The sequence below is a fragment of the Sphingobium sp. EM0848 genome, from assembly GCF_013375555.1.
GTDB lineage: Bacteria > Pseudomonadota > Alphaproteobacteria > Sphingomonadales > Sphingomonadaceae > Sphingobium.
On record NZ_JABXWB010000001.1, the window covers coordinates 20929 to 36266 of the forward strand.

The 15338-nt window shown below is 64.7% G+C and carries 14 protein-coding genes; 4 read left to right on the top strand and 10 right to left on the bottom strand.

Annotated features, from left to right (window positions below; genetic code table 11):
• The first annotated feature begins 5 nt into the window (after window positions 1-5).
• Both HUK73_RS00115 and HUK73_RS00120 read left to right on the top strand, forming a co-directional pair.
• A complete protein-coding gene (locus HUK73_RS00115) occupies window positions 6-539 on the top strand; it encodes a Smr/MutS family protein (RefSeq protein ID WP_176590082.1) in 534 nt (177 codons plus the stop codon).
• Between the two features lie 96 nt (window positions 540-635).
• Window positions 636-2306: a bifunctional diguanylate cyclase/phosphodiesterase gene (locus tag HUK73_RS00120; RefSeq protein ID WP_176590083.1), complete on the top strand. Its 1671-nt coding sequence runs from the start codon at window positions 636-638 to the stop codon at window positions 2304-2306.
• Between the two features lie 5 nt (window positions 2307-2311).
• Here the strand turns inward: HUK73_RS00120 and dapE are convergent, their stop codons facing one another.
• The 8 genes from dapE to HUK73_RS00160 form a co-directional block, all read right to left on the bottom strand.
• Window positions 2312-3454 carry a succinyl-diaminopimelate desuccinylase gene (dapE, locus tag HUK73_RS00125; protein WP_176590084.1) on the bottom strand — a complete coding sequence of 381 codons (1143 nt, stop codon included), beginning with the start codon at window positions 3452-3454 and terminating at the stop codon, window positions 2312-2314.
• 114 nt (window positions 3455-3568) lie between these two features.
• Window positions 3569-4315: a methyltransferase domain-containing protein gene (locus HUK73_RS00130; protein ID WP_369805409.1), complete on the bottom strand. Its 747-nt coding sequence runs from the start codon at window positions 4313-4315 to the stop codon at window positions 3569-3571.
• Window positions 4312-5349 (bottom strand): MBL fold metallo-hydrolase, encoded by a 1038-nt coding sequence (locus tag HUK73_RS00135; RefSeq protein WP_176590086.1) that lies wholly within the window; start codon window positions 5347-5349, stop codon window positions 4312-4314. Before HUK73_RS00135 ends, HUK73_RS00130 begins: the two co-directional genes overlap by 4 nt.
• Before the next feature lie 5 nt (window positions 5350-5354).
• Window positions 5355-6017 (bottom strand): peroxiredoxin, encoded by a 663-nt coding sequence (locus tag HUK73_RS00140; RefSeq protein ID WP_176590087.1) that lies wholly within the window; start codon window positions 6015-6017, stop codon window positions 5355-5357.
• 73 nt (window positions 6018-6090) lie between these two features.
• Window positions 6091-7362, bottom strand: coding sequence for a dipeptidase (locus tag HUK73_RS00145; RefSeq protein WP_176590088.1), 1272 nt, complete (start codon window positions 7360-7362; stop codon window positions 6091-6093).
• Between the two features lie 31 nt (window positions 7363-7393).
• On the bottom strand, window positions 7394-7735 hold the full coding sequence (locus tag HUK73_RS00150) for a hypothetical protein (protein WP_176590089.1): 342 nt from the start codon (window positions 7733-7735) through the stop codon (window positions 7394-7396).
• 149 nt (window positions 7736-7884) lie between these two features.
• Window positions 7885-8349, bottom strand: a complete 465-nt coding sequence (locus HUK73_RS00155; RefSeq protein ID WP_176590090.1) for a vgr related protein — start codon at window positions 8347-8349, stop codon at window positions 7885-7887.
• Window positions 8346-8816 (bottom strand): copper chaperone PCu(A)C, encoded by a 471-nt coding sequence (locus HUK73_RS00160; protein WP_176590091.1) that lies wholly within the window; start codon window positions 8814-8816, stop codon window positions 8346-8348. The genes HUK73_RS00155 and HUK73_RS00160 overlap by 4 nt, the downstream gene beginning before the upstream one ends.
• Before the next feature lie 178 nt (window positions 8817-8994).
• Between HUK73_RS00160 and dnaK the strand changes: the two genes are divergently transcribed.
• Together dnaK and dnaJ are read left to right on the top strand one after the other, a co-directional pair.
• Complete coding sequence (dnaK, locus tag HUK73_RS00165) at window positions 8995-10893, top strand: molecular chaperone DnaK (protein WP_176590092.1); 1899 nt, start codon at window positions 8995-8997, stop codon at window positions 10891-10893.
• A 63-nt stretch (window positions 10894-10956) separates the two neighbouring features.
• Window positions 10957-12090, top strand: a complete 1134-nt coding sequence (gene dnaJ, locus HUK73_RS00170; protein ID WP_176590093.1) for a molecular chaperone DnaJ — start codon at window positions 10957-10959, stop codon at window positions 12088-12090.
• A gap of 34 nt (window positions 12091-12124) precedes the next feature.
• On the opposite strand, the gene HUK73_RS00175 is transcribed toward dnaJ, so the two are convergent.
• Complete coding sequence (locus tag HUK73_RS00175) at window positions 12125-13405, bottom strand: amino acid permease (protein ID WP_176590094.1); 1281 nt, start codon at window positions 13403-13405, stop codon at window positions 12125-12127.
• 124 nt (window positions 13406-13529) lie between these two features.
• Complete coding sequence (locus tag HUK73_RS00180) at window positions 13530-15332, bottom strand: acyl-CoA dehydrogenase C-terminal domain-containing protein (RefSeq protein ID WP_176590095.1); 1803 nt, start codon at window positions 15330-15332, stop codon at window positions 13530-13532.
• Window positions 15333-15338: the final 6 nt, after the last annotated feature.

The following is a 15338-nucleotide window of genomic DNA, read 5'->3' on the forward strand; positions in this document are numbered from 1 at the left end:
GGTTCATGGTCCGGCGACATCTCTCCTCTGAAGAACAGGCGCTTTGGACAGCGCTGACGCGGTCTGTGCGGCCGCTGCGGCCCGGTGCGCGGACGCCGGCGCTGCCGGCGGTGCCGGTTAAGGCAACGAACGAAACAGGGTTAACGCCCATGCCGTCCAGCCCCACCCCGACGCCGCCCGCGCGCGCACCCTCCGCTGTGCTGGATTCCGGTTGGGAACGCCGAATCCGTAGCGGAAATCTGGCGCCGGACATGGCGATTGACCTGCACGGCCACACCCTTGCCGCCGCCCATGCGCGGCTTAACCAGGCGCTGGCGGCGGCATGGGCACGCGATGTCCGCGTGCTGCTGGTGGTGACCGGAAAGCCGCCGAAAAGCGCCTCTTCCGGCAATGGATCGCGGCGCGGCGCCATTCGTGGCGAGATCGGTCATTGGCTGGAAACCAGCAGTTTTGCCGACCGCATCGCCAGCGTGCGGATCGCGCATCAGCGCCATGGCGGGGACGGCGCGCTCTACGTCATTTTGCGGCGCAAAAAATAAGCCTTTCGATGAGGTTTCACTGACCTTTTTTTAACCACTGCCCTTCATATCCGACTGATCCAGCCCAAGGCCGGGCTGCGCAGGGCAGGGAGGCACATGCAGGGCGTGACATTGACAAGCCGCGCCACTGCCTTCGCCTGCGCCGCGGGGGCGCTGGTGTTCATTCTCTCGCTGGTCCTTGGCCAGGGGCAGGCGACGGACATGGCGGGCATCGGCCGCTCCCTCATCATCGCGATCCTGTGCGGAACGTTGAGCTGGGCCTCCGCGCGCCAGACCACCGCCAGCGCCATCGACCGCGCGACTGAACGGTTGCTGGACGCCGCCCATGGCGATCTGCAATCGGCCATCCCGCAGGATATCGGACAGGAATTGCCCGATCTGTCCGTGGCGATGGAAAGCCTGTTCAGTCAGGTACGGACCAATCTTGACCATGTGCAGGCACTGGCCCTGTTCGACCCGGTGACGGGTCTGGCCAATCGCACCAGCTTTTGCCGTCAGGTCGAACGCATGTTGGCGGATCGCAGCGAGGAAGGGCTGGCCGCGCTGTTCTTCATCGATCTGGACGGGTTCAAGGGCGTCAACGACACGCTGGGCCATGCGGCAGGCGACCAGTTGCTGGCGCGCGTCGCCGGGCGCCTGCGGGAGGTTGCCATGGCGCAGGCCAGCGCAGGCGTCGGCGATGCCCTGATCGGTCGCCTTGCGGGCGATGAGTTCACCTTGTTCGTGCCCGTCATGGCCGACCGGGAGGTCGCCTGGCGGATCGCCCGTGCCATCCGGTTCGCGCTGGGCGAGCGTTTTGATCTTGGCAGCCAGCATGTCGATCTGGGCGCGTCGATTGGTATTGCCTGCTATCCCGAACATGGCGACACGCTGCCCGCGCTGTTGCGCTCGGCGGATATCGCCATGTATCATGCCAAGCATCAGGGGCGGAACCGGGCCGAAATGTTCACTGCGGAACTGGCGCTGGAAGCCGCCGACCGCGCCGAGTTGGAACGCGATTTGCTGCTGGGACTTCAGCGCGACGAGTTCCTGCTGGAATTTCAGCCGCAGATCGAGATCGGCACGGGGCGCGCCGTCACGGCGGAGGCGTTGGTGCGCTGGGCGCATCCGGAGCGTGATCTGGTGATGCCCGGCTCCTTCGTTTCCGTGGCCGAGGAAAGCGGCGCCATCGTGGCGCTGGGCGACTGGGTGATGAGCCGGGTGTGCGAGACGGCGGCACGCTGGGCGCAGGCGGGTGTTGCCCAGCGCATCGCCATCAATATTTCCTCGCGCGAACTGGGGCAGGCCGATTTCTTCATGCGGCTGCGCCACGCCATCGACGCGCACCGGACGCCGCTGACCATGCTGGAGCTGGAGATCACGGAATCGCTGGCCATGGAGATGAAGCCGCCCATCCGCGACCAGTTCCGCGCGTTGCGAAGGGATGGGGTGCGCATTGCGATTGACGATTTCGGAACGGGCTACTCCAACCTGTCCCGCCTGCGCGATCTGCCGGTGGATCGGGTGAAGATTGACCGCAGTCTGGTGCGCGACATTGCCGTGTCCGCCGAGGCGCGGACGATTTGCGGCGCCGTGGTCGGGCTGATCCAGGGGCTGGGCATGGAGGTGGTGGTCGAGGGTGTGGAAACCGAGGCGCAGATGGAGATGCTCCGCGTCATCGGCTGTTCGCTGTTTCAGGGCTATCATCTGGCGCGGCCCACGGGGGAGGCGGATTATCTCGCCCGTTTCGCCGCGCCCATGGTGCTGCCGGAGCGCCGCTCGATCTAAGCCTTTCAGCCCTTGAGGGCGCCTGTCGTCACCAGCCGGTAGATTTCCGTGAGATTGACAAGGTCGGCCAGCGCCACGGCCTCGTCCAGCTTGTGCATCGTTGCATTGTTGAGCCCGAACTCCACCACGGGGCAGAGGCGCGAAAGGAAGCGCGCGTCGGACGTGCCGCCGGTGGTCGACAGTTCCGCCTCCACGCCCGTCACTTCGCGGATGGCATCTGAGACCAGAGCGGACAGGGGGCCGGGTTCGGTCAGGAAAGGCTCGCCACTGATCTTCGCTTCCACCGTGCCGCCTTCGGCCGCGGCGATGGCGGTGATGCGCTCGACCAGTCCGGCGCCGCTATGCTCATTGTTGAAGCGGATCGAGATGCGCGCCTGCGCGGCGGCGGGGATGACGTTGGTGGTGGGGTTGCCGACATCCAGATTGGTGATCTCGATATTGCTGGCCTGGAACCAGTCATTGCCCTCGTCCAGCACGATGGCGTCGATAGCGGAAAGGATGCGGACAAGGCGCGGGATCGGATTGTCGGCGAGGTGCGGATAGGCGACGTGGCCCTGCACGCCCTCGACGTTGATCCACATGTTGACCGAACCCCGGCGGCCGATCTTGATGACGTCGCCCAGTCGCTGGGAAGAGGTCGGCTCGCCCACCAGGCATAGGTCGGGGCGCAGGCCGTGAGCGGCCATGCGGTCCATGAGCGCCAGCGTGCCGTACACCGCCGCGCCTTCCTCATCGCCGGTGATGATCAGGCTGATCGTGCCGGGCAGATTGTCGGGCAGGCCATGGAGCGCCGCGACATAGGCGGCGATGGCGCCCTTCATGTCGACCGCGCCGCGCCCGTAGAGGAGTTCGCCGCGTTTTTCCGGCTGGAACGGGTCGCTGGCCCAGCCATTGCCCGGCGGCACTACATCCAGATGCCCGGCAAAGGCGAAATGGGGACCGGGGCCGGTTGTCCGCCATGCGAGGAGGTTTTCCACCGGGCCATCGGGCGCCTCGCCAGTCACGAAGCGGTCGACGGTGAAGCCGAGCGGTTTCAGCATCGCTTCCAGCACCGCGAAAACCTCTCCCGTGGCGGGCGTGATGGAGGGGGCGGCGATCAGCTTTTCGGTCAGGCTGATCGGGTCGGCTTCGATGCTGGTTATGGTCATCGGCTTGCGTTAGAGCATTTTGAAGTCGGCTGGAACAGTCGACGGCTCGCAAAATGCGGCAGCAGGCCATGCATTTTGAAGTCGGCTGGAACAGCGTCGGTCACGAAGGTCGATCTAGATGCGGCCTGCGCGGAGGGAGAGGGGCCAGATGATCTGGCGGGGAACATCGGGATCGCCCCATGCTTCCCCCAGATTCAGGGCGAAGCTTTCCACGGGGGTGCGGCCCAGCGCTTTCCGCGCGGCCCTGACCGCCGACCATGTGCGGACATAGCCGATCACATCCTCCAGCCGCCATGCGACTTCGATTGTCATGGGCGGCAGGGTGATCTCGCGGAAGGGAAAGGGCAGGTTGCGATAGCCTTCCTCCACATGGCGGCGTTCCGGCGGCCAATAGGGGGCGATAACCTTCTTGTAGAAATGCTGGACGATGGGGTCGACATCGCCCTCCACATGCCAGAGGCCGTAGGTGATGAGCGCCAGTACGGCGTTCGGGCGGGCGACGCGCCGGGCTTCGGCATAGAAGGCGTCGAGGTCGAGCCAATGGGCGGCCTGTGCGACGGTGATGAGGTCCACGCCGGCGTCGGGAAGGCCGCTTTGTTCCGCAAGGGCGGTGCGGTAGTGGACGTGGGGGTGGGGCTGCGCTTCCGCGATCTGGGCAGCGCTGGCGTCGGTGGCTTCCACCCTGTCGAAACGCTCGGCCAACAGCACCGAAAGCTGGCCGTTGCCGCAGCCGCAGTCGAGTGCGAACCCATGGCCGGGGCTGATCGCGGCAAGCTCATCGATCAGACGCATGGGATAGGTCGGTCGATGGGTGGCGTAACCGGCCGACCCTTCCGAGAAATGGTCCTTGAAATTCGTCACGCCGCGCTTTCGAGAGGATTTCCCTTCTCGCGCCATGCCGCCATGCCGCCGTCCAGCGCGGTGGCGCGGGCAAAGCCCAGTTCGTGCAGCGTCGCGGCGGCCAGCGTCGAGATCTTGCCGAGTTCGCAGACGGTCAGCACTTCGACGCTGGGGTCGGGCAGCACGTCGTTGACGCGCAGTTCGAGTTGGCCGCGCGGCAGGTGGATCGCGCCGGGCACATGGCCGGCGGTAAAGGCCTCCTTTTCCCGCACGTCGAGGATCACAAAGTCATTGGCCCGGATGTCGAGGCGGCGAAGCAGTTCGTCCATCGCCATGAAGGGGACCCTGGCGCCCGCTTCCCCCAGCAATTGGCGCACCGTTTTGCCACCCGACATGTTGGTGCGCAGCGCTTCGGTGAGATGGGTGGGGGCGGAAAGGTTGAGGCTGTTCATCATCGTGACGAACGCGGCTTGTTCGGTCTGGGCGAGGCGGGGGTTGTTGGCCCGTTCCTGGCCGATGGTGGAGCTTTCGCGGCCCTTATAGTCATGGGCGGGGAAGATCAGCGTGTCGTCGGGCAGGTTCAGCAGCTTGTGGAACAGGCTGTCATGCAGTTGCGCGGGGTCGCCGCTGGGCAGGTCGCTGCGGCCGGTGCCGCCGATCAGCAGCGTGTCGCCGGTGAACAGCCGGTCCTCGACATGGATCGCCATGGAATCGCGGGTGTGGCCAGGCGTGTGGAGGATGTGCATGCGCATATCGCCCAAGGGTAGCGAATGGCCATCCTCGACATGCAGGTCGACATAGGGGGCGGGCGAGAAGCGATGCATGACGATGGGAGCGTGGAGCACCTCTCGCAAGGCCCGCGCACCGGAGAAATGATCGGCATGGGTGTGCGTGTCGATAATGTAGCGGACGCGCAGGCCCTGTTTGTTGACCTCCCCCAGATAGCGATCGACCAGATCCAGCGCCGGGTCGATGATGGCCGCGGCGCAGCAGCTTTCATTGGCGATGATATAGGATTTGCATCCCTCGCCATCCTTGAAGACCGCGAAGAACATCGCCGTCAGTCCTGCGGCTGTGGAACGACGCGCATATAGGGGGTGACGCTGTTCCAGCCTTCGGGAAAACGCTCTTTCGCCTCCTCGTCGGAGACGGAGGGGACGATGATGACATCCTCGCCCCATTTCCAGTTCACCGGGGTCGCGACCTTGTGCTTGGCGGTGAGCTGGCAGCTGTCGAGCAGGCGCAGCACCTCGTCGAAATTGCGGCCGCTGCTCATGGGATAGCTCAACATTGCCTTGATGAGCTTGTCGGGGCCGATCAGGTAGACGGTGCGGACGGTCTGGTTGTCGGCGGCGGTGCGGCCTTCGGAGCTGTCGCCGGCGCTGGCGGGCAGCATCTCATAGGCCTGGGCGACTTTCAGGTCCTTGTCGCCGATGATGGGGTAGGCGACCTCGCCGCCGGTCGCGGCCTTGATGTCGGCCAGCCAGCGCTCATGATTGCCCACCGGGTCGACCGACAGGCCGATCACCTTGCAGTTGCGGCTGGCGAATTCCGGTTCCAGCCGGGCGAGATAGCCCAGTTCCGTCGTGCAGACGGGCGTGAAATCCTTGGGGTGAGAGAAAAGGATGCCCCAGCTGTCGCCCAGCCAGTCGTGAAAGCGGATGGGGCCTTGCGTGGTTTCAGCGATGAAGTCGGGGGCCTTGCTGCCGATCGAGAGCGTCATGAATCCCTCCCAGTGAGTCGCGCCGCATGGGAAGCGGGCGGCGAAATCTACCATGGCAGACAGAGGGTGGCGATTATTTCCTGCCGTCCAGCGTTTCCACCGATCCGGTGCCGGGCGGCTCGTTCTTCATCGCAAGGGCGACCTGTTCGACGGCGGCCATGACGCGCAATATGTTGCCGCCGGCGAGCCTGGCGATATTGGCGTCGCTCCAGCCGCGCTTCATCAGTTCAGCGAGCAACGCCGGATAGGTCTCGACGCCGCCAAGGCCGTCCGGCAGCGCGCCGATGCCGTCGAAATCGCTGCCGATGCCAACATGATCGACGCCGGCGACCTGCACGATATGGTCGATATGGTCGGCCACGTCAGCGATCGCGACCGGCGGGGCGGGGTTGGCCTTGTCCCAGGCGGCAAGGGCTGCTTTGGCGCCTTCCGGGTCCCCTATATGCAGGCCGCCAAAGGGCGGGGCGTTGTTGCGCGCGACTTCCGCGCTGCGATTGGCGCTCCAGATGCGGCGGGCTTCGGACACATATTGCGGGGCGAAGTTCACCATGATGACGCCGCCATTGGCCGCGACCTGACGAAGCACTGCATCGGATACGTTACGCGGCGTGTCGCAAAGCGCACGGGCGTTGGAGTGGGAGAAGATCACAGGAGCTCTGGAGACGCGCAGGGTATCGAGCATCGTGCCTTCGCTGACATGGGAGAGGTCCACCAGCATGCCGAGGCGGTTGAGTTCATGCACCACCGCCTCCCCAAAGGGTGTGAGGCCGTCATGCTGCGGATTGTCGGTGGCGCTGTCGGCCCAGGCGATGGTGCGGGCATGGGTCAGGGTGAGATAGCCGGCGCCCAGATCCTTGTAGGCGCGCAGCACGGCGAGGCTGCCGTCGATCTGGCCGCCGCCTTCGACGCCGATCATGGAGGCTATGCGCCCGGCCCTGTGCGCCGCGCGGACCTGGCTCGCGGTGGTGGCGAGGGTGAAGCTGTCGGGATAGCGTACCGCAAGACCATGGACGAAGGCGATCTGTTCCAGCGTGTCCTTCACCTGTTGCAGTTCGGGCAGGTCGGCCGAAACCCAGACGGACCAGAACTGGCCGCCCAGACGACCGTTGCGAAGACGGGTGATGTCGGTGTGGAACTGCGCCGGGTCGAGCCGGTCGAGGTCCATGGTCCAGCGTTTGTCCTTCGCCTTTTCGGCAAGGGCTTCGGGCCAGTCATTATGGCCGTCGATGAGCGGGGTGGCCTTGAGGATCTTCGCGATGCGGGCGGCATAGGGGTCGGTCGCGGCCCAGGCAGGGACAGCGGCGGCGAGCAGCAGCGGCAGGGCCGCATGGCGAAGGGCGATCATGCAGGCGAGCCTATAGGGTTGATTTCCCGAGTCAATCGGGGCGGGTATAGGCGCCGTGACCGTCCGGAGGGATCAGCTCCTTTTCCCTGATCGTCAGCACCAAAGTCTCGAAGGCGGGTGAGGGGACGTCGCGCGTTTTTTCCGAGGTCAGGATGACGGTGCCGTTCCTTTCTCTCCATCGGCCCTCGGCGAACAGGTCGAGCGCGCCATAGGCAAGATACCATTGAAAGCGGCCATTGGGGTCCAGAAGCAGTTCGGACCCCGTCTCCATCACGCCCTGAAGATAATAATGTCCGGCGCGTTCGGGCGATTGGGCAAGCGCGGGGGCGGCAAGGAAGATGGTGAGAGGGAGCAGGGAGACAAGGATGCGCATGGGGGGAAGTGTAGCATGGGAATCATCGCAAATCCTTCCCCTTGGCAGGATTGAGCAATCCTCCCTTCACCAAATATTCCAGGGCGGTTTTGGGGAGAGGCTGGAGGAGGGATCGCCGATATGTCCCTGATATGAGGCGATTTGGCGGGTTATGCCGAGGCGAAGGGAAGCAGCGCCTCATAGACCGGCAAGGGCGGCTTCCCCCGGACTGCTGCGCCGCAGCGCAGCAGAAAGGCATGGCGCACGATCTCGGCCTGCTGTTCGAGGCCATAACGATGGAAGGGGCGGTCCGGCACGATGGCATAGCTGTAACGGCAGAAAGGGTGGCGCATCAGCGGCAGATACCATTTCCCGCCCCTTTGAGCCTGCCACACATGGGTCATTTCATGGATGAAATGACCCTGCAGGTGCAGCGGCCCGTCGCAGAAATCGGCGCAGAACAGATCGCTTTTCGGATGGAACCAGATATCGCCATCGGGCGCCATGGTGACGCCGCTGGGCTGGAAGGGCCACCATTTCCGGTGATGCAGCCGCACCCGCCCATAGTCGATCGCCCCCCCGAAGACCGAGCGGGCAAGGGCGATCTCCGCATCGGTCAGCGGGCGGCTGGTCAATGCGCCTTGTGATCTTCGGGCTTGGGCGCGGGCGCTGCGGCGCCGGGTTTCTGGATGATCGCGTCGACCAGCAGGCGGTCGCCATTCGCCAGCAGGAAGGTCAGCGTCATCTTGCCCCGGCCGATCGCCGTGTCGTTCACGCCCCAGATCATCAGATGCTTGCCGCCCGGCGCGAAGGCGACGGTCGACTTGGCGGGGATGTCGACGCTGGCGAGCGGCTTCATGCTCATCTTGCCGGCCTGATCCACGCTCTCATGCATTTCGACCTTGAGCGCATAATCGGTGAGTACGCCGCGCAGCTGCGTCGCCGCATCGCCGCCATGGGCGACGAAATATCCAGCCGAGGGCGTATCTTTATTGGGGCTGAGGCGGACCCATGCCTGATCGACATAGGTGGGTGCAGGCTCGCCGCAGGAAGTGAGCGCGACGGCGCCGGAAAGAGCAATCAGGGGTAGAAATGCGCGCATGGCCAAGGGCTTCCTCAAATGTCCCGTTTCCGGTCGTTTCGTAACGCTAATCATCGCAGCTTCTTGTGCCAAGCAAAAGCGCGCCTATATCCCTTGCGCAAACGCCCTTGCCTTGGCGCTTTCGTGAGGTATGGGGCCGTCAACCGCTGAATATGATTTGGGGTTCAAAGAGGACAAGATGGCAAAAGTAATCGGTATCGACCTTGGCACCACCAACAGCTGTGTCGCTGTGATGGACGGCGGCAAGCCCAAGGTCATCGAAAATGCGGAAGGCGCGCGCACCACGCCCTCCATCGTCGCTTTCACCAAGGATGGTGAGCGCCTGATCGGCCAGCCGGCCAAGCGTCAGGCCGTGACCAATCCGGACAATACGATTTTCGCGGTGAAGCGCCTGATCGGCCGCCGTTTCGACGATCCGATGACCAAGAAGGACATGGAACTCGTCCCCTACAGCATTGCAAAGGGTCCCAATGGCGACGCCTGGGTCAATGCCGGCGGCAAGGATTACAGCCCTTCGCAGATTTCCGCCTTCACCCTCCAGAAGATGAAGGAAACCGCCGAGAGCTATCTGGGCGAAACGGTCACGCAGGCGGTCATCACCGTTCCCGCTTACTTCAACGACGCTCAGCGTCAGGCGACCAAGGACGCCGGCCAGATTGCGGGCCTTGAAGTGCTGCGCATCATCAACGAGCCGACCGCGGCGGCGCTGGCTTACGGGCTTGAGAAGCAGGACGGCAAGACCATCGCGGTCTATGACCTTGGCGGCGGCACCTTCGACATCTCGATCCTGGAGATCGGCGATGGCGTGTTCGAGGTGAAGTCGACCAATGGCGACACCTTCTTGGGCGGCGAGGATTTCGACGCCAAGCTGGTGGAATATCTGGCGGCTGACTTCAAGAAGGAAGAGGGCATTGACCTCACCAAGGACAAGCTGGCGCTCCAGCGTCTGAAGGAAGCGGCCGAAAAGGCGAAGATCGAGCTGTCCTCAGCCCAGTCGACCGAAGTCAACCTGCCCTTCATCACCGCTGATCAAAATGGTCCCAAGCATCTGGTGAAGAACATCACCCGCGCCGATCTGGAGCGTCTGGTGGCTGACCTGATCAAGCGGACCATGGAGCCGTGCAAGAAGGCGCTGGCCGATGCTGGCGTGTCCGCGAGCGAGATCAGCGAAGTCGTCCTCGTCGGCGGCATGACCCGCATGCCCAAGGTGCGCGAGGCCGTGAAGGAGTTCTTCGGCAAGGAACCGCATACCGGCGTGAACCCGGACGAAGTCGTCGCCATGGGCGCGGCCATTCAGGCGGGCGTGTTGCAGGGCGACGTCAAGGACGTGCTGCTGCTCGACGTGACCCCGCTGTCGCTGGGCATCGAGACGCTGGGCGGCGTGTTCACCCGCATGATCGACCGCAACACCACCATCCCCGCCAAGAAGTCGCAGGTCTATTCGACCGCCGACGACAATCAGCAGGCGGTGACGATCCGCGTGTTCCAGGGCGAGCGTGAAATGGCGGCGGACAACAAGCTGCTCGGCCAGTTCGATCTGGTCGGCATCCCGCCTGCGCCGCGCGGCGTTCCGCAGATCGAAGTCACCTTCGACATCGACGCCAACGGTCTGGTCAACGTCCATGCCAAGGACAAGGGCACGGGCAAGGAACAGCAGATCCGCATTCAGGCTTCGGGTGGTCTGTCGGACGCCGACATCGACCAGATGGTCAAGGATGCCGAGCGTTTCGCCGAAGAGGACAAGAAGAAGCGCGAATCGGCCGAGGCGAAGAACAATGCCGAAAGCCTGATCCACACCACTGAGCAGCAGCTTTCCGAGCATGGCGACAAGGTGGACGCTGGCCTGAAGTCGGAAATCGAGACCGCGATTGCCGCGACCAAGTCGGCTGTCGAAAGCGGCGACGCTGAAGCGATGAAGGCGAAGGCCCAGGAACTGGCGCAGGTCGCCATGAAGCTGGGTCAGGCGATCTACGAGAAGGAGCAGGCGGCTGCGGCTGCTCCGGGCGCTGACGCTCCGAAGGCGGACGATGATGTCGTCGATGCCGAATTTTCGGAAGTGGACGACAACAAGGCGTAAGCTGATGTACTTGCCCCGTCATGGCTGTCGTGGTCATGACGGGGCAGGGACGCCGGGGGCGAGATGAGCACCGAAATCGATTATTACGAACTGCTCGAGGTCGAGCGCACCGCCGATGCCGCGCAGATCAAGAGCGCCTATCGCAAGCTGGCGATGAAATATCACCCGGACAAGACCGGGGGCTGCACCGACAGCGAGGCCAAGTTCAAGGCCGTTTCCGAAGCCTATGAATGCCTGAAGGACCCGCAGAAGCGCGCGGCCTATGACCGTTTCGGTCATGCGGCGTTCCAGAATGGCGGGGCGGGCTTTGGCGGCGGGCGCGGCGGCGCGGGTGGCTTTTCCGACCTTGGCGATATTTTCGAGACGATCTTCGGTCAGGCGGCCGGCGGTTTCGGCGGTGGCGGGCGGCAGGCCCAGCGGCGCGGGGCGGACCTGCGCTACGACCTCGAGATCACGCTGGACGAGGCCTATCACGGCAAGAAGACCGAGATTCAGATCGAGGTTTCGGCATCCTGCGAGGCTTGCGATGGTTCAGGCGCGCAGCCGGGCACCGGGGTCAAGAGCTGCGGCACTTGCAATGGCCATGGCCAGGTGCGCGCGCAGCAGGGCTTCTTCGTGGTGGAGCGGACCTGTCCGTCCTGCCATGGCGCGGGTCAGGTGATCGAAAGTCCCTGCCGGTCGTGCCGGGGCGAAGGGCGGGTGGACAAGCCCAAGACGCTGTCCGTGAACGTTCCCGCCGGCGTCGACGAAGGCACGCGTATCCGCCTGTCCGGCGAGGGCGAGGCTGGCGCGCGGGGTGCACCTGCGGGCGACCTCTACATCTTCCTGCATGTGAAGCGGCATGCGATCTTTGAACGCGACGGGACGACCCTGTTCGCCCGCGCGCCTGTCAGCTTCACCACGGCGGCGCTGGGCGGGACGATCGAAGTGCCGGGCCTTGACGGCCAGCGGCATGAGATCAAGATTCCGAGCGGCATCCAGTCGGGCAAGCAGATCCGCCAGCGTGGCGCGGGCATGCCGGTGCTCAACGGGCGCGGGCAGGGCGATCTGGTGATTCAGGTCGATGTCGAGACGCCGACCAAGCTGACGGCCAAGCAGCGCGAACTGCTGGAGGCTTTCCGCGAGACGGAAACGGGCGAGGAATGCCCGCAGTCGACGGGCTTCTTCAGCAAGCTCAAGGAATTGTGGGGGGACTGATGTCTCCCCTCGCTTCCTCTACGAAGCGGTCAATTCAAACGGTCTTCTTCCCCTCCCGACGCGCCCAGGCGTAGAAGGGGAAGCCACCCGCCATCAGCAGGAAACTGGCGCCGCTGGGCACCAGTCCGGCGCCCCAGAGCGTCCAGATCGCATAAGCAAGGCCCACCAGCGCCGCAGGCACCACCAGCCGGAACCGCAGCGCCGCCAGAGCGCAGCCGACGTAGAGCCAGAGCGTCGCGGATGTCGACAGAAGCGCCATCGCCGTGAACAGCGCGACCAGCCCTTGCAGGCTGTTGGCGATCAGCATCAGCGTCCCCAGCACGCAGGATAGCAGCAGCGCGCGGACCGGCGTGCCATGGGCGTTGGTCCCGGCCAGCCAGCGCGGCAGTTCGCCGCTGCGTGCCATGGCGAGGGGTACTTCGCCTTGCAGCAGCGTCCAGCCGTTGAGCGCGCCGAGGCAACTGATCGTGGCGAAGGCGGCGATCAGATGCGCCGGCCCCGGCGACCAATAATGGGCGACGAAGGCGGCGAAGGGGGAGCCGGACTGGCTCTCCGCCGCAGGCAAGGTGAGCGCGATGCCGGAGCAGACAAGCAGGTAGATGAGGCCTGTGACCGCCGTGCCGATCAATGTGGCGCGGGGGATCGTCCGGCCGGGTTCGCGCACCTTGTCGGCGGCGACGCTGGCGGATTCGAAGCCGAGCAGCGCCCAGAGGGTCAGCGCCGCCGAGGCGGTGATGCCGGCGCTGGTGAAGCCCTGAGCCGGGAAAGGCGCGACCTCCGCCCTGCCGCTGCCGAGCATCAACGCGAGCAGGATGAAGACCACGGCGATGGGCACCAGCTTGAGTGTGGTGGTGGCAAGCTGGGTCATGCCCGCTGCGCGTGCGCCGAACAGGTTGATGCCGGTCGTCAGCCACAGAAAGGCGATGGAGGCGATGGCGCCCATGCCGGGGCGGTTCAGCGCCGGAATGATGCTGGAAAGATTGGCGGTGGCGGCGACGGCGATGGTGACATTGGTGAAGATCACCGAAATCCAGTAGATCCACCCGATGGCGAAGCCCGCCAGTGGCCCATAGGCCCTGGTGATGAATTGCGCCGTCCCGCCTGCATCGGGCATCAGCACCGTCAGACGGGCGATGACATAGGCAAGGACGAGCGATCCGGCGATGGTGAAGATCCACCCCGCCACCGCATCCCAGCCAAAGGGCGCGAGCGATGCGGGCAGCAGGAACACGCCCGATCCGATCATATTGCCCATGACCAGCGCGATGCAGGCGGCAAGGCCCAGCGTGCGGCTGGCGGGTGAAGGGGTGTTCATGCTTGGATGATGGGCTGGATCATGCGCCGTTCATGGCGCGATGAGGCGGGCGACGCAATGGGGGGAGGGGGGAGCGCCCCGGTCGGCGGATGGCCGAACGGGGCGTCCTGCATCGGATAGCGCCTCAGGCTGCCAGGAACATGTCCGGGTCGAGCGCCATCAGGCTGTCGGCGCCGCCTTCGATCTTGCGGCGGAGCGAGCCTGCGTCGGGCATGATGCGTTCCGCGAAGAAGCGCGCCGTCACCAGCTTGGCTTCCAGGAACCGGGCATCGCCTTCGCCCGCCGCGAGCAGGGCGGCGGCGGCCTTGGCCATGCGCAACCACATCAGGCCGGTCGCGACGATGCCCAGGATGTGCATATAATGATGCGCGCCGGCCCCCGCATGATTCGGGTTCTTCATCGCATTCTGCATCAGCCACATGGTCGCCGCGCCGAGTTGGCCGCTGGCCTTTTCCAATGCCTCGGCAAAGCTTGCCAGTTTCTCGTCACCCTTGGCCTCGGCCACTTCGGTGGCGATGATCTTCAGAAAGGCCTGAAGCGCGCGGCCGCCATTTTGAGGCAGCTTGCGGCCCACCAGATCCATCGCCTGCACGCCGTTCGTGCCTTCGTAAATCTGGGTGATGCGGGCGTCGCGGACATATTGTTCGACGCCATTTTCCCAGATGTAGCCATGGCCGCCGAACACCTGCTGCGCCGTCACCGTGACGTCGAAGCCCTTGTCCGTGCCATAGCCCTTGATCACCGGGGTCAGCAGTTGCACCAGATCGTCGGCCGCCTGCCGTTCCTCCTCAGTCGCAGCATGGTGAGCGAGGTCGACCTGAAGCGCGCCCCAGAGCATCAGCGCGCGCAGCCCTTCGGTCAGCGTCTTGGCCTCCATCAACATGCGGCGGACGTCGGGATGGACGAAGAGGGTGTCGGCCTTTTCCTGCGGCTCCGCCGGGCCGGTCAGCGCGCGTCCCTGACGGCGTTCATGGGCGTAGGCAGCGGCGTTCTGATAGGCGATTTCGGCCTGCCCCAGACCCTGAAGGCCGACGCCCAGCCGCGCCGCGTTCATCATGATGAACATGGCGGCGAGGCCCTTATTCTCCTCGCCCACCAGCCAGCCGGTCGCGCCGTCATAGTTCATGACGCAGGTGGCGTTGCCGTGGATGCCCATCTTATGTTCCAGCGAGCCGCAGGACACCGCATTGCGGGCGCCCAGCGAACCGTCTTCCTTCACCAGGAATTTGGGCACGACGAAGAGGGAGATGCCCTTGCTGCCTTCCGGCGCGTCGGGGGTCTTGGCCAGGACGAGGTGGATGATGTTCTCGGTCAGGTCGTGCTCGCCCGCCGAAATGAAGATCTTGGTTCCGCTGATCGTATAGCTGCCGTCCGGTCCGGGCACGGCCTTGGTCTTGATGAGGCCAAGATCGGTGCCGCAATGCGGCTCCGTCAGGTTCATCGTGCCGGTCCACTGGCCCGATACCATATTGGGAAGGTAGGTCTGCTTCTGCTCTTCGCTGCCCTTGGCAATCAAGGCTTCAACCGCGCCATGGGTCAGGCCATGGTACATTTCGAAACTGTGATTGGCCGAAAGCACATATTCGCTGACCGCCGTCGCAACGACGCTGGGCAGGCCCTGACCGCCATATTCGACCGGCGCGTGCAGTGTCGTCCAGCCGCCTTCGACATAGGCGTCATAGGCGGCCTTGAAGCCGGTGGGGGTGGTGACGCTGCCGTCGGGATGGCGGGTGCAGCCTTCCTTGTCGCCCACGGCGTTCAGCGGGAACAGGACTTCGCCGGCGATCTTGCCGCCTTCGGTCAGGATCGCCTCGACCAGATCGGCGGTCGCATTTTCGAAGCCGGGCAGGTTGGCGTAGCGGTCCAGCCCCACGACATGGTCAAGCACGAAGCGGGTGTCGCGAACGGGAGCGGTGTAGCTGGGCATGATCTT

Coding starts and splice junctions, on each gene's coding strand:
- HUK73_RS00115 (WP_176590082.1), top strand. CDS start 6: ATGGTCCGGCGACATCTCTCCTCTGAAGAACAGGCGCTTTGGACAGCG.
- HUK73_RS00120 (WP_176590083.1), top strand. CDS start 636: ATGCAGGGCGTGACATTGACAAGCCGCGCCACTGCCTTCGCCTGCGCC.
- dapE (WP_176590084.1), bottom strand. CDS start 3,454: ATGACCATAACCAGCATCGAAGCCGACCCGATCAGCCTGACCGAAAAG.
- HUK73_RS00135 (WP_176590086.1), bottom strand. CDS start 5,349: ATGTTCTTCGCGGTCTTCAAGGATGGCGAGGGATGCAAATCCTATATC.
- HUK73_RS00140 (WP_176590087.1), bottom strand. CDS start 6,017: ATGACGCTCTCGATCGGCAGCAAGGCCCCCGACTTCATCGCTGAAACC.
- HUK73_RS00145 (WP_176590088.1), bottom strand. CDS start 7,362: ATGATCGCCCTTCGCCATGCGGCCCTGCCGCTGCTGCTCGCCGCCGCT.
- HUK73_RS00150 (WP_176590089.1), bottom strand. CDS start 7,735: ATGCGCATCCTTGTCTCCCTGCTCCCTCTCACCATCTTCCTTGCCGCC.
- HUK73_RS00160 (WP_176590091.1), bottom strand. CDS start 8,816: ATGCGCGCATTTCTACCCCTGATTGCTCTTTCCGGCGCCGTCGCGCTC.
- dnaK (WP_176590092.1), top strand. CDS start 8,995: ATGGCAAAAGTAATCGGTATCGACCTTGGCACCACCAACAGCTGTGTC.
- dnaJ (WP_176590093.1), top strand. CDS start 10,957: ATGAGCACCGAAATCGATTATTACGAACTGCTCGAGGTCGAGCGCACC.
- HUK73_RS00175 (WP_176590094.1), bottom strand. CDS start 13,405: ATGAACACCCCTTCACCCGCCAGCCGCACGCTGGGCCTTGCCGCCTGC.
- HUK73_RS00180 (WP_176590095.1), bottom strand. CDS start 15,332: ATGCCCAGCTACACCGCTCCCGTTCGCGACACCCGCTTCGTGCTTGAC.